This is a genomic window from Leclercia sp. M50 (assembly GCF_037150775.1).
Classification (GTDB): Bacteria; Pseudomonadota; Gammaproteobacteria; order Enterobacterales; family Enterobacteriaceae; genus Enterobacter.
The window spans coordinates 1-13,274 of sequence record NZ_JBBCPK010000035.1 but is presented as its reverse complement, the minus strand read 5'-3'; the positions used below and the strand labels follow the sequence as shown (position 1 = coordinate 13,274).

The 13,274-nt window shown below is 59.1% G+C and carries 12 protein-coding genes; 8 read left to right on the top strand and 4 right to left on the bottom strand.

The window, feature by feature from the left end; translation table 11 throughout:
- Nucleotides 1-15: 15 nt before the first annotated feature.
- The 7 genes from iscA (at nucleotide 16) to sseB (ending at nucleotide 5,555) form a co-directional block, all read left to right on the top strand.
- Nucleotides 16-339 carry an iron-sulfur cluster assembly protein IscA gene (iscA, locus tag WFM46_RS10660; RefSeq protein WP_103180721.1) on the top strand — a complete coding sequence of 108 codons (324 nt, stop codon included), beginning with the start codon at nucleotides 16-18 and terminating at the stop codon, nucleotides 337-339.
- A 77-nt stretch (nucleotides 340-416) separates the two neighbouring features.
- A complete protein-coding gene (hscB, locus tag WFM46_RS10655; RefSeq protein WP_336997602.1) occupies nucleotides 417-932 on the top strand; it encodes a co-chaperone HscB in 516 nt (171 codons plus the stop codon).
- Between the two features lie 14 nt (nucleotides 933-946).
- Entirely contained in the window at nucleotides 947-2,797 is a 1,851-nt protein-coding gene (gene hscA / locus WFM46_RS10650; protein WP_156239575.1) for a Fe-S protein assembly chaperone HscA, read from the top strand.
- A 1-nt stretch (nucleotide 2,798) separates the two neighbouring features.
- Nucleotides 2,799-3,134, top strand: a complete 336-nt coding sequence (gene fdx, locus WFM46_RS10645; RefSeq protein ID WP_039029728.1) for an ISC system 2Fe-2S type ferredoxin — start codon at nucleotides 2,799-2,801, stop codon at nucleotides 3,132-3,134.
- 1 nt (nucleotide 3,135) lies between these two features.
- On the top strand, nucleotides 3,136-3,336 hold the full coding sequence (gene iscX, locus WFM46_RS10640) for a Fe-S cluster assembly protein IscX (protein ID WP_032613119.1): 201 nt from the start codon (nucleotides 3,136-3,138) through the stop codon (nucleotides 3,334-3,336).
- A 59-nt stretch (nucleotides 3,337-3,395) separates the two neighbouring features.
- Nucleotides 3,396-4,682, top strand: a complete 1,287-nt coding sequence (pepB, locus tag WFM46_RS10635; RefSeq protein WP_103180719.1) for an aminopeptidase PepB — start codon at nucleotides 3,396-3,398, stop codon at nucleotides 4,680-4,682.
- Between the two features lie 96 nt (nucleotides 4,683-4,778).
- Nucleotides 4,779-5,555 carry an enhanced serine sensitivity protein SseB gene (sseB, locus tag WFM46_RS10630; RefSeq protein WP_103180718.1) on the top strand — a complete coding sequence of 259 codons (777 nt, stop codon included), beginning with the start codon at nucleotides 4,779-4,781 and terminating at the stop codon, nucleotides 5,553-5,555.
- A 17-nt stretch (nucleotides 5,556-5,572) separates the two neighbouring features.
- On the opposite strand, the gene WFM46_RS10625 is transcribed toward sseB, so the two are convergent.
- From WFM46_RS10625 to WFM46_RS10610, 4 genes are all read right to left on the bottom strand, one after another.
- Nucleotides 5,573-6,343, bottom strand: a complete 771-nt coding sequence (locus tag WFM46_RS10625) for a MurR/RpiR family transcriptional regulator (RefSeq protein ID WP_156239569.1) — start codon at nucleotides 6,341-6,343, stop codon at nucleotides 5,573-5,575.
- Complete coding sequence (gene sseA / locus WFM46_RS10620) at nucleotides 6,343-7,188, bottom strand: 3-mercaptopyruvate sulfurtransferase (protein ID WP_220436583.1); 846 nt, start codon at nucleotides 7,186-7,188, stop codon at nucleotides 6,343-6,345. The genes WFM46_RS10625 and sseA overlap by 1 nt, the downstream gene beginning before the upstream one ends.
- A gap of 89 nt (nucleotides 7,189-7,277) precedes the next feature.
- Nucleotides 7,278-8,645 (bottom strand): 6-phospho-alpha-glucosidase, encoded by a 1,368-nt coding sequence (locus tag WFM46_RS10615; RefSeq protein WP_336997601.1) that lies wholly within the window; start codon nucleotides 8,643-8,645, stop codon nucleotides 7,278-7,280.
- 11 nt (nucleotides 8,646-8,656) lie between these two features.
- Nucleotides 8,657-10,201 (bottom strand): PTS transporter subunit EIIC, encoded by a 1,545-nt coding sequence (locus WFM46_RS10610; protein ID WP_336997611.1) that lies wholly within the window; start codon nucleotides 10,199-10,201, stop codon nucleotides 8,657-8,659.
- A 285-nt stretch (nucleotides 10,202-10,486) separates the two neighbouring features.
- Here WFM46_RS10610 and WFM46_RS10605 point away from each other — a divergent pair.
- Nucleotides 10,487-13,274: alpha-2-macroglobulin family protein (locus WFM46_RS10605; protein ID WP_336997600.1), on the top strand; the 2,788-nt coding region annotated here is incomplete at its 3' end.

Genomic DNA, 13,274 nt, shown 5'->3' with positions numbered 1-13,274 from the left:
TTAGTTGAGGTTGTTATGTCGATTACCCTTAGCGACAGCGCTGCCGCGCGAGTAAGCGCCTTCCTGGCAAACCGTGGCAAAGGCTTTGGCCTGCGACTGGGTGTACGCACCTCCGGTTGTTCCGGTATGGCGTATGTACTGGAATTTGTTGACGAACCTGCGGCGGAAGACACCGTGTTCGAAGACAAAGGCGTGAAGGTGGTGGTCGATGGTAAAAGCCTGCAGTTCCTGAACGGCACTCAGCTGGACTTTGTTAAAGAAGGTCTTAACGAAGGGTTTAAGTTCACCAACCCGAACGTGAAAGACGAGTGCGGCTGCGGCGAAAGCTTCCACGTATAATTGCGCATCACCTGTTAACCCCACCGCAGCCAGGCTGTGTGTGGGGTTTGCTTTAATCAGCTAACCCTGAGATTGTTATGGATTACTTCACCCTCTTTGGGTTACCAGCCGGGTATGAAATTGATACTCAGGCGCTGGCGGCCCGTTTCCAGGATCTGCAACGTCAGTATCACCCGGATAAATTCGCCAGCGGTACGCAGGCGGAACAACTGGCGGCGGTGCAGCACTCTGCGACCATCAATCAGGCGTGGCAAACCCTGCGCAATCCGCTGAGCCGGGCAGAATATCTGCTTTCGCGTCACGGGTTTGATCTCTCCAGTGAGCAACACACCGTCCGCGACACCGCGTTCCTGATGGAACAGCTGGAGCTGCGTGAAGAGCTGGATGAGATTGAACAGGCCAAAGACGAAGCCCGTCTGGAGCGCTTTATCAAGCGCGTAAAAGGGATGTTCGATACCCGCCATCAGCAGATGGTTAACCAAATGAATAACGAGACGTGGGATGTGGCAGCGGACAGCGTTCGCAAGCTGCGTTTTCTCGATAAACTGCGAAGCAGTGCTGAACAACTCGAAGAAAAGCTGCTCGATTTTTAATTTCGGAAGCGATTATGGCCTTATTACAAATTAGTGAGCCTGGTTTAAGTGCCGCACCGCACCAGCGTCGTCTGGCGGTGGGCATCGACTTAGGCACCACAAACTCGCTGGTGGCGACCGTGCGCAGCGGCCAGGCTGAGACGCTGGCGGATGCGCAGGGTCAACATCTGTTGCCTTCTGTGGTCCACTATCAGCCTCAGGGCCACAGCGTGGGCTTCGATGCCCGCGCCAATGCCGCGCAGGATCCTGCCAACACCATCAGCTCGGTAAAACGCATGATGGGCCGCTCGCTGGCGGATATCCAGAACCGTTATCCCCATCTGCCGTATCAGCTGCAGGCAAGTGAAAATGGCCTGCCGATGATCGCCACTGCCGCAGGGTTACTGAACCCGATCCGTGTCTCTGCCGATATTCTCAAGGCGCTGGCCGCCCGCGCCACCGCGACCCTTTCAGGCGAGCTGGATGGCGTGGTGATCACCGTGCCGGCCTATTTCGATGACGCCCAGCGTCAGGGCACCAAAGATGCCGCGCGTCTGGCGGGCCTGCATGTGCTGCGTCTGCTCAACGAGCCGACCGCGGCCGCCATTGCCTATGGTCTCGACTCCGGCCAGGAAGGGGTGATCGCGGTATTCGATCTCGGCGGCGGGACTTTTGATATCTCCATCCTGCGCCTGAGCCGCGGGGTGTTTGAAGTGCTGGCGACCGGCGGCGACTCTGCCCTCGGCGGTGACGACTTCGACCATCTGCTGGCGGATCACATCCGCGAGCAGGCGGGGATTGCCGATCGCAGCGACCTGCGCGTCCAGCGCGAGCTGCTGGATGCGGCCATTGCCGCCAAAATCGCCCTCAGCGATGCCTCCTCCGTGACCGTTGAGGTGGCGGGCTGGAAAGGCGACATCAGCCGCGAGCAGTTCAATGAACTGATTGCCCCGCTGGTGAAACGCACCCTGCTGGCCTGCCGCCGCGCGCTGAAAGATGCGGGCGTGGAAGCCGAAGAGGTGCTGGAGGTGGTGATGGTCGGCGGTTCAACCCGTGTGCCGCTGGTGCGTGAGCGCGTGGGCGAGTTCTTTGGCCGCACGCCATTAACCTCTATCGATCCGGATAAAGTGGTCGCTATCGGCGCCGCTATCCAGGCCGATATTCTGGTCGGCAACAAGCCGGACAGCGAAATGCTGCTGCTGGATGTCATCCCGCTCTCCCTCGGGTTAGAAACCATGGGCGGCTTGGTGGAGAAAGTGATCCCGCGTAACACCACCATTCCGGTGGCCCGCGCGCAGGAGTTCACCACCTTTAAGGATGGCCAGACTGCAATGTCGATCCACGTGCTGCAGGGTGAGCGGGAGCTGGTTCAGGACTGCCGTTCGCTGGCGCGTTTCGCCCTGCGCGGCATTCCGGCGCTGCCTGCAGGCGGGGCGCACATCCGCGTCACCTTCCAGGTGGATGCGGACGGCCTGCTGAGCGTCACGGCGATGGAAAAATCGACCGGTGTCGAATCCTCCATTCAGGTGAAACCGTCCTACGGTCTGACCGATAATGAGATCGCCACCATGATTCAGGACTCAATGAGTTTTGCTGAGCAGGATGTGAAGGCGCGTATGCTGGCCGAACAGAAAGTCGAAGCCGCACGCGTGCTGGAAAGCCTGAACAGCGCACTCACTGCTGATGCCGCGCTGCTAAGCGCCGCTGAACGTCAGGCCATTGACGATGCCGTCGCACAGTTGATTGCGGTGGCCGAAGGCAATGATGCTGACGCCATAGAACAAGCGATTAAAAACGTTGATAAACAAACCCAGGAGTTTGCCGCTCGTCGTATGGACCAGTCTGTCCGTACTGCGCTGAAAGGCCACTCCGTGGACGAGGTTTAATATGCCAAAGATTGTTTTTCTGCCACATGCGGACCTCTGTCCGGATGGCGCAGTTCTGGAAGCTGAGACCGGCGAAACCATCCTTAACGTTGCCCTGCGTAACGGTATTGAAGTGGAACACGCCTGTGAAAAATCCTGTGCCTGCACAACCTGCCACTGCATCGTCCGCGAGGGGTTTGACTCCCTGGCGGAGAGCACAGAAGATGAAGACGACATGCTGGATAAAGCATGGGGTCTGGAGCCGGAAAGCCGTCTGAGCTGTCAGGCGCGCGTCACCGATGAAGATCTGGTGGTCGAACTTCCGCGTTATACGCTTAACCACGCACGCGAGCATTAATATGGGACTGAAGTGGACAGACAGCCGTGAAATCGGCGAGGCGCTGTACGACGCCAACCCGGATCTCGATCCGAAGACCGTACGCTTCACCGATATGCATCAGTGGATTTGCGATCTGGAAGAGTTTGACGACGATCCCAACGCATCCAATGAAAAAATTCTGGAGGCGATTCTGTTAGTCTGGCTGGACGAAGCAGAATAAAAACGTAACGGGCTGCCTTCAGGCGGCCCGTTTGCTTGTTGCTAATAAGGAAAAATAAAATGACCGAAGCGATGAAGATTACGCTCTCTACTCAGCCTGCCGATGCGCGCTGGGGTGAAAAAGCCACTTACAGCATCAACAACGACGGTATTACCCTGCACCTGAACGGCAGCGACGATTTAGGCCTGATCCAGCGCGCGGCGCGTAAAATTGACGGCCTGGGCATTAAACATGTTTTACTCGACGGCGAAGGCTGGGACACCGATCGCAGCTGGGCCTTCTGGGCCGGTTATAAAGGGCCAAAAGGCAGCCGTAAAATTGAGTGGGCTAATCTGGACGAAGCCGGCAAGCGCGAGCTGGAAAGCCGTCTGACCATTATCGACTGGGTGCGCGACACCATTAACGCCCCGGCGGAAGAGCTGGGTCCGGAACAGCTGGCGCAGCGTGCTGTCGATCTGCTGAGCAAGGTGGCGGGCGACAACGTCTCTTACCGCATCACCAAAGGCGAAGATCTGCGCGAGCAGAACTATATGGGCATCCACACCGTGGGTCGCGGCTCTGAGCGCCCGCCGGTGCTGCTGGCGCTGGACTACAACCCAACCGGCGATAAAGCGGCCCCGGTATTCGCCTGCCTGGTCGGGAAGGGCATTACCTTTGACACCGGCGGCTATAGCCTGAAGCAGAGCGCGTTCATGGACTCCATGAAGTCCGACATGGGCGGCGCGGCGACCATCACCGGTGCGCTGGCCTTTGCCATCACCCGCGGCCTGAACAAACGCGTGAAGCTCTGGCTCTGCTGCGCCGACAACATGGTCAGCGGTAACGCCTTTAAGCTGGGCGACATCATTCGCTACCGCAACGGCAAAAATGTTGAAGTGATGAATACCGACGCCGAAGGCCGTCTGGTGCTGGCGGATGGGCTGATCGATGCATCGGCGCAAAAACCAGAGCTGATTATCGACATGGCGACCCTGACCGGGGCGGCGAAAACCGCGCTGGGCAACGACTACCATGCGCTGTTCAGCTTCGACGATAAGCTGGCAAACCGCCTGCTGGCGAGCGCCGCCGCCGAGAACGAGCCGTTCTGGCGTCTGCCGCTGGCCGAGTTCCACCGCAGCCAGCTGCCGTCGAACTTTGCCGAACTGAACAATACCGCCAGCGCGGCCTATCCGGCAGGGGCAAGCACCGCCGCCGGTTTCCTGTCGCACTTTGTCGAGAACTATCGCGAAGGCTGGCTGCACATCGACTGCTCCGCGACCTACCGTAAAGCGGCGGTTGAACAGTGGTCCGCGGGTGCGACCGGTCTGGGCGTGCGTACCATTGCGAACCTGCTGACGGCAGAGTAATTAGCTTGCCCGGCGGCGCTGCGCTTGCACGGGCCTACGGGTGTTGTAGGCCGGGTAAGCAAAGCGCCACCCGGCGTTTTTTGAAGTAGTGAAACTATGTCAGAAACCAAAAACGAATTAGAAACCCTGCTGGAGAAAGCGGCCACCGAGCCCGCCCATCGTCCGGCATTCTTCCGCGCGCTGCTGGAGTCCACCGTCTGGGTGCCCGGTACGGCGGCGGAAGGCGAGCAGGTTGTTGAGGACAGCGCCCTGGATCTGCTGCACTGGGAAAAAGACGACGGCACCTCGGTGATCCCGTTCTTCTCCTCCCTTGAGGCCTTACAGCAAGCCGTTGAAGATGAGCAGGCGTTCGTGGTGATGCCGGTGCGCACCCTGTTTGAGATGACGCTGGGCGAAACCCTGTTTCTGAATGCCAAACTGCCGACCGGGAAAGAGTTCACCCCGCGTGAAATCAGCCATCTGATTGGCGAAGAGGGCAACCCGCTTAGCACCCAGGAGGTGCTGGAGGGCGGCGAGTCGCTGCTGCTGTCGGAAGTGGCCGAGCCACCGGCGCAGATGATCGACTCCCTGACCACCCTTTTCCAGACCCTCAAGCCGGTTAAGCGCGCGTTTCTCTGCTCCATCAAAGAGCAGGCTGACGAACAGCCGGTACTGCTGATTGGTATCGAGGCGGATGGAGAGATCGACGACATCATTCAGGCCGCGGGCAGCGTGGCGACCGACACCCTGCCGGGCGACGAGCCGATCGATATCTGCCGGGTAGTGGCGGGGGAGAAGGGCATCAGCCACTTTATCACTGAGCACATCACGCCATTCTATGAGCGCCGCTGGGGTGGCTTCCTGCGCGATTTCAAAAACAACCGTATTATCTGAATCTTACGGGGTGGCACTCACCCCGTTGCTTCCAGCAGCAGTAAATCCATCAGCAGCACCAGGTTTGATTCAAACGAGGTCACCCCTGCGGCTTCGGCGGCGAAATGCACCGCTTCGTCGTACAAAGCAAAATGCAGATCCGCCATCCCCGCCAGGCTATTCGCCGACGCGCGGGTAAAAGCCACCACCGTCATCCCCACGTTTTGCGCAATGCGCGCCTTATCCAGAACCTGTTCCGTTTCCCCGCTGCGCGAGACTGCGATGAAGACCTGATAGCGCGAGGCGTTGCTGAGAAAGATATTACGGCTGTCGCCCGGGCCGGAGATAAAGGCCGTCTTGCCCAGCACCTGCAATTTTTTGGTCAGGTACTCGGCAAAAAGATAGGAAAAGCCCGCCCCGTAGAGAAAGAAGCTCTCTTTTTCCCGCAGCAGTTCGGCAAAATAGTGGCGCTTTTGCGCCGTCGCCCACTGAAAGGTCTGCTGATAGTTGGCGATAAACTGATTGAACAGCGCGGGCAACTCCGCAGGCTGACGGCTTTCGGCGGCAATGTGCGGCGTGTCGCTCAACAGCTGCTTGCAGTGCCAGATGAACTCGCTAAAGCCGCTAAACCCCAGCTTGCGGCAGAGGCGCATAATGGTGGCGGTAGAGACAAAGGTCGCCTGCGCCAGCTCCCGCACCGTGATCTGGCCCACCAGCAGTGGATGCCCGGTCAGATGGGCCAGCACGCGATACTCCGCGCGGGTCAGGGTCTCCCCGCGCGATAACAATGTCGCCAGGCGGTTATCCATTACTGCGCCGGTTCAACCGGCAGATCGTCCCGGGCACCCCATTCACTCCACGCCCCGTCGTAGAGCGTCACGTCGGTTTTGCCGAGGGTAGCCAGCGCCAGGATCACCACACAGGCGGTGACGCCCGAGCCGCAGCTGGCGACGACTGGCTGATGCAGATCCACACCCTGACGGGCAAAAATCTCACGCAGCTCATCGGTGGTTTTCAGCTCGCCTTCAAACACCAGATCGCCCCAGGGCACGTTACGTGCGCCAGGGATATGGCCGCGCTTAAGACCAGGCCGCGGCTCGTCGGCCTCGGCGTTAAAGCGCGGGGCAGGGCGGGCATCGACAATCTGCGCGGTCTGTTCGTGGCTGGCCAGCAGCACGTCGGTGACGCGCTTGATCGCTCCGGCATCGAAGGTGGCTTCAAAATCGCTGTCCGGCAGGGAAACATCGCCCTGCTGGAGCGGGAGCTCCGCCCGCTGCCAGCCCGCAAGCCCGCCCGCCAGAATCGACACTTTTTCCACGCCGAAGGTTTTCAGCATCCACCACGCCCGTGGTGCGGAGAAGAGATTCCCTTCATCATAAATCACCAGATGCTTATCGTGGCTGACGCCCAGCTCGCGCATGGCGACCGCAAACGCTTCCGGGCGCGGCATCATGTGCGGCAGGGGAGAGGTATGATCGGAGAGGGCTTCAATATCAAAAAATACCGCCCCCGGCAGATGCCCGGCGCGGTATTCCGCGGGAACGTCACGATGCTCCTGACCCGGCGGCGCCATGCGCGCGTCGAGGATCTGGACTTCAGGATCGTCACTGTGCTCAATCAGCCAGTCGGCTGCGACAAAATATGAGGTGGACATGGTTGCCTCCATAAATGAATCCAATAATGGATTGTCGGTGTTTTTTCTGACACCGACAAGGGAACCACGTTCAACTCGCGAGCAAGCCCTTATTTTTTCACCGCTTCTCCGTCCTGCCACGCTTTTTGCAATGCAGGCCAGTATTCACGGTTAGCTTCGATCATCTCGTCCAGAATGGCTTTGGCATGCTCCATGGTTGGCACGGTGCGGTTCAGGGTGAACGCCTGCAACGCTTTCTCGTAGCTGCCTTCGATGGTGGCCTCTACCAGCAGCTGCTCCGAGGCCAGCTGTTGTTGCAGCAGGGTCTGGTGGAACAGCGGTACCTGGCCGATGCGGATCGGCTCTGGCCCTTCGCTTGTGATATAGGCCGGTACTTCAACCATAGCGTCATACGGCAGATTAGTAATCGCCCCGCGGTTTTCCACCATCACCAGATGGCGCTGACGCAGGTTAAACGCCAGCGAGCGGGCCACATCCACGATAAACTCGCCGTGTACCCCCACGTGGAACGCATCCGGCAGGATCCCGGTCTGTTTATACTCTTCCGCAGCCGCAAACAGCTTTTTCTCGCGACCGTTCATCACTTCGTTGGCGCGGGTATAGTCCGGGTTCTGGTGCTCCACGATCTGGTTTGGCATCAGGTAGTACTGCAGATAGGGGTTCGGCAGATACTCCGGGAAGTTATCCATGATCGGCTTGATGTTACGCCAGGTTTTCACCCAGGATGGATCGGAGTGCTGCGGGTCGGTTTTAGCCGCATCTTCCGTCAGCAGGCCAAATCTGGCGACATGGCGACGCAGCTCCGGCAGTTTGTCCTCGCCATCCACCAGCACGCGGGTAAACCAGCCGAAGTGGTTCAGACCGAAGTAATCCACCTCCAGCTTGTGACGATCCACGCCCAGAATGGCCCCCATATTGCGCATCGCCGCGACCGGCATATCGCAGATGTTCAGCACCCGGGCGTCAGGACGCAGGCGGCGCACCCCTTCCGCAACGATAGCCGCCGGGTTGGAGTAGTTAACGATCCACGCTTTTTCATGCGCATAGCGCTCAACCATGTCGATCAGTTCAACCATCGGCAGGATTGTGCGTAAGCCATACGCCAGCCCGCCAGGGCCGCAGGTCTCCTGGCCAACCACGCCGTGACGCAGCGGGATCTTCTCATCCTGCTCGCGCATTTTGTACTGACCCACGCGCATCTGGGCGAAGACAAAATGGGCGCCGCTGAAGGCCACTTCCGGGTCGCTGGTGACGGTGAATTTGATGCTCTGACTGTGATCGCGAATCACCTTCTCCACCACCGGCGCGATGGTATCCTGCCGCGCGGCGTCGATGTCGTAGAGGCGAATTTCCGCCAGCGGGAATTTGTCCAGCTGCACCATCAGGCTTTTCACAATCCCGGGCGTATAGGTGCTGCCGCCGCCGGCGATAGAGAGAATGAATGGGGGTGTAATCATGTTTATCTCCTTCAGAGAACCGTCTCGACCGCTTCTCGCATTTTTTTGACATGCAGCCCGTAGACCACCTGAACGTTATTGCCCTGCTTGATGATGCCTTTCGCGCCCGTCGCCTTGAGCCGCGGCTCGTCGATGACGGCGACATCCTTAACCGTGACGCGCAGGCGGGTGTAGCAGTTGTCCACTACCTCGATGTTTTCACGTCCGCCGAGGCCGACCACAATCGCCTCGCCCAGGCCATCATTGCTGCCCTTCGCCTGATACTCCTGCTTGCTGTACAGACGGGTCTCCTGATCTTCCTCCTCGCGTCCCGGCGTTTTCATGCGGAAATGCAGGATCAGGAAGCGGAAGACAACGAAGTAGACGGTGAACATGATCAGCCCGACCACGATGTACATCGGCCAGTTAGACTTCTCAGTGCCCAGCGGCAGGTTATAGAGAATAAAATCGATGATGCCGTTGGCGCCGATGGCGTGAACGCCGAACAGGGAGAAGAGCATCATGCCAATCCCGGTCAGCACCGCATGCACCACAAACAGCAGCGGGGCGACAAACAGGAAGGAGAACTCAATGGGTTCGGTAACGCCCACCAGCAACGAGGTGAGCGCCGCCGGGATCAGAATCGCTTTCGCCGCGGCTTTACGCTCCGGTTTCGCGGTGACATACATCGCCAGCGCGGCGGCAGGCAGGCCAAACATCTTGCTGATACCCCGGGCATCCCAGACCACGGTGCTGCTGAGCTGCTTCACATCCGGGCAGGCCATCTCGGCGAAGTAGATATTACGCGCGCCCTGGTAGGTAGCGCCGCAGACCTCCTGGGTACCGCCCAGTTCGGTATAGAGGAAAGGGGTATAAACCAGATGGTGCAGGCCGGTCGGCACCAGGATGCGCTCAAGGAAGCCGTAAATCGCCACCCCAAACGGTCCGGAACCTTTTATTGCTAAGGCCATCGTGCTGATCCCGTGCTGGGCAAACGGCCACAGCTCGCTCATCACCACCCCCAGTAACATCGAGACCGGAAGCATAATAATGGCGACAAAGCAGTGGCCGGAGTAGATTGCCATGGCGCCGTTAAACTGCACCCCGGAGTATTTGTTATACAGGTAGCCCGACAGCGCCCCGGTGAGGATCCCGGCGAACACGCCCATCTCCAGCACCTGTACCCCCAGCACCATGCTCTGTCCGGCGGCTTTCATCTGCTCCGCAGGGGCCAGCGCGCCCTGCAGATTCAGGGTCACGTTCATGGCGTTGATAAACACCACAAAGGTCACCAGACCAATCAGCGCCGCGTAACCTTTGTCACGTGTTGCCAGACCAATGGGAATCCCCACGGCGAACACCAGCGCGAGGTTAACAAGCACCGAGACGGCGGATTTTGAAATCAGCTGGCCGATGCTCTGGATCAGTGGATGGCCGAGGAATGGCAGATAGCCGGCAAGACCACCGTTACCCAGCACGTTTCCAAAGGCAATAAACAGACCGACAATCGGCAGGATAAGTACCGGTCCGTATAATGATTTTCCGAAATTTTGTAGGGCGTTCACGGCTCGTTTCATCATGTTCTCTCTTATTGAACCGCGCACTCAAGGTGCGTCTGAGAGTAAAACTAGCAGTGGGAACGCCGGTTTATCCATATATCTTCTTGTTTTAAAAACAAATGACGTTAAAGGTTACATGTAACCTTATGCGCTGTGATCGCCGTAGCAGCGGAATTTTTAATGCTGATAATTATTTTGCGAGGTGCTGTCCGTAATTGGATTGAGTGCTTTTGTATTAATGAAACTTGCGGATAATACTTACCCCGACGACGACCAACAGGCCCGAGAGGCCAGGGATAAAGGATGAAACCGTTTCGCTTCGCCGCACTTTCATTAGCGCTGCTCACTTCACTGGCGCTTATCGGCTGTGACAACAGTGACGATAAGCCCAAACCCCAGGCGCCCGCTGCGGCGGCTGCATCCACCACACAACCGACTGTCCCGGCGAAGCCTGACGGCGCCACGCTGGAAAAACTGGCAGCGCAGAGCCAGGGCAAGGCGCTGACCCTGCTGGATGCTTCAGAGCTCCAGCTCGACGGCGCGGCAGCCCTGGTGCTGACCTTCTCGGTTCCCCTCGATCCCGCCCAGGATTTCGCCCGTACCGTGCACGTGGTGGATAAAAAAAGCGGCAAGGTTGATGGGGCATGGGAGCTGGCGCCTAATCTGAAGGAGCTGCGCCTGCGCCATCTGGAGCCAAACCGGAATCTGGTGGTCACCGTCGAGAGCGGGCTGCTTGGGCTGAATAAAGCTACGCTGGGCAGCGATATCGAAAAAACCATCACCACCCGCGATATTGAGCCGACCGTGGGCTTCGCCAGCCGCGGCTCGCTGCTGCCGGGCAAGGTGGTGGAAGGGTTGCCGGTAATGGCGCTGAACGTAAACAACGTCGATGTGAATTTCTACCGGGTCAAACCCGAGTCCCTGGCCGCGTTCGTCAGCCAGTGGGAGTACCGCAGTTCGCTTACCAACTGGGAATCCGACAATCTGCTGAAGATGGCCGATCTGGTCTATACCGGCCGCTTCGACCTTAACCCGGCGCGCAATACCCGCGAGAAACTGCTGCTGCCGCTGGCGGAGATCAAGCCGCTACAGCAGGCGGGGGTCTACATCGCGGTGATGAATCAGGCCGGGCACTATAACTACAGCAACGCCGCCACGCTCTTTACCCTCAGCGATATTGGTCTCTCCGCCCACCGCTACCATAACCGGCTGGATATTTTTACCCAGAGCCTGGAGAACGGCGCGGCGCAGTCGGGCATTGAGGTGCTGCTGCTCAACGATAAAGGGCAGACGCTGGCCCAGGCGTCGAGCGATGCCGACGGTCACGCGACGTTGCAAACAGATAAAGCGGCCGCGCTGCTTCTCGCCCGTAAAGAGGGGCAGACCACGCTTTTGGATCTCACCCTTCCGGCACTGGATCTGGCGGAGTTTGCCATCTCCGGCGCGCCAGGCCTGAACAAGCAATTCTTTATGTTTGGTCCGCGCGATCTCTATCGCCCGGGCGAAACGCTGATCCTCAACGGCCTGCTGCGCGACAGCGACGGCAAACCGCTGCCCGACCAGCCGGTGAAGCTGGAGGTATTACGCCCGGACGGCCAGGTGGCACGTACCGTGGTCAGCCAGCCGGAAAACGGTCTCTATCGCTTTAACTATCCCCTTGATAGCGGGGCGCAGACCGGCATGTGGCATGTGCGCGCCAGTACCGGCGATAACCAGCAGCGGATGTGGGATTTCCACGTCGAAGATTTTATGCCAGAGCGCATGGCGCTGAATCTTACCGGGCAAAAAGCGCCGGTTGCGCCGCAGGATGATGTCGCGTTCGACGTGACGGGGTATTACCTGTACGGCGCTCCCGCCAACGGCAACAGCCTGCAAGGACAGCTCTTTTTACGCCCACTGCGTGACGCCGTGGCCGCACTGCCGGGCTTCCAGTTTGGCGATATCGCCGAAGAGAACCTGAGCCGCAGCCTCGACGAAGTGCAGCTGACCCTGGACGAACAAGGGCAGGGTCAGGTGACCAGCGAAAGCCAGTGGAAAGAGACGCACTCCCCGCTGCAGGTTATTTTGCAGGCCAGCCTGCTGGAGTCCGGCGGACGTCCGGTGACCCGCCGGGCGGAACAGGCCGTCTGGCCAGCGGCCACCCTGCCGGGCATCCGTCCGCAGTTCGCCAGCAAAGCGGTCTATGACTACCGCACCGATACCACCGTCAACCAGCCGATTGTGGAGGAGAACAGCCAGGCCGGGTTCGATATTGTCTACGCTGATGCCAGCGGAGCGAAAAAAGCCGTTTCTGGTCTGCAGGTTCGCCTGATCCGCGAACGTCGGGACTACGCCTGGACCTGGTCGGAAAGTGACGGCTGGCAGTCGCAGTTTGATCAAAAAGATCTGATCGAAGGCGAGCAGGCGCTGGATCTGGCCGCGGACGAAACGGGCAAAGTGAGCTTCCCGGTGGAGTGGGGCTCCTACCGTCTGGAGGTGAAAGCCCCGGATGAGGCGGTGAGCAGCGTGCGCTTCTGGGCGGGCTACAGCTGGCAGGATAACAGCGACGGCTCCGGCGCGGCCCGGCCAGATCGCGTCACCCTGAAGCTGGACAAACCGGCCTATCAGCCAGGGGATACCATCAAGCTGCACATTGCCGCCCCGGCGGCAGGTAAAGGCTACGCGATGATCGAATCCAGCGAAGGGCCGTTGTGGTGGAAAGAGATTGACGTCCCGGCTGAAGGGCTGGATATGACGATCCCGGTAGATAAAGCCTGGAAACGCCACGATCTTTACCTCTCCACGCTGGTGGTTCGCCCCGGCGATAAATCCAAATCGGCCACGCCAAAACGAGCTGTGGGCTTGCTGCATCTGCCGATGGGCGATGAGAACCGTCGCCTGAGCATCGCCCTGGAAAATCCGCCCAAAATGCGTCCTGACCAGATGCTGACGGTGAAAGTGAAAGCCAGCGTGAAAGAGGGGACGACCCCGCAGAAAATTAACGTGCTGGTTTCGGCGGTGGACAGCGGCGTACTCAACATTACCGATTACGTCACCCCGGATCCGTGGCAGGCGTTCTTTGGCCAGAAGCGCTATGGCGCGGACATCTACG

Excerpts from the sequence above, each read along its gene's own strand:
- WFM46_RS10625 (WP_156239569.1), bottom strand. The coding sequence starts at position 6,343 with ATGGATAACCGCCTGGCGACATTGTTATCGCGCGGGGAGACCCTGACC.
- WFM46_RS10610 (WP_336997611.1), bottom strand. The coding sequence starts at position 10,201 with ATGAAACGAGCCGTGAACGCCCTACAAAATTTCGGAAAATCATTATAC.
- sseA (WP_220436583.1), bottom strand. The coding sequence starts at position 7,188 with ATGTCCACCTCATATTTTGTCGCAGCCGACTGGCTGATTGAGCACAGT.
- sseB (WP_103180718.1), top strand. The coding sequence starts at position 4,779 with ATGTCAGAAACCAAAAACGAATTAGAAACCCTGCTGGAGAAAGCGGCC.
- pepB (WP_103180719.1), top strand. The coding sequence starts at position 3,396 with ATGACCGAAGCGATGAAGATTACGCTCTCTACTCAGCCTGCCGATGCG.
- fdx (WP_039029728.1), top strand. The coding sequence starts at position 2,799 with ATGCCAAAGATTGTTTTTCTGCCACATGCGGACCTCTGTCCGGATGGC.
- iscX (WP_032613119.1), top strand. The coding sequence starts at position 3,136 with ATGGGACTGAAGTGGACAGACAGCCGTGAAATCGGCGAGGCGCTGTAC.
- WFM46_RS10615 (WP_336997601.1), bottom strand. The coding sequence starts at position 8,645 with ATGATTACACCCCCATTCATTCTCTCTATCGCCGGCGGCGGCAGCACC.
- hscB (WP_336997602.1), top strand. The coding sequence starts at position 417 with ATGGATTACTTCACCCTCTTTGGGTTACCAGCCGGGTATGAAATTGAT.
- iscA (WP_103180721.1), top strand. The coding sequence starts at position 16 with ATGTCGATTACCCTTAGCGACAGCGCTGCCGCGCGAGTAAGCGCCTTC.
- hscA (WP_156239575.1), top strand. The coding sequence starts at position 947 with ATGGCCTTATTACAAATTAGTGAGCCTGGTTTAAGTGCCGCACCGCAC.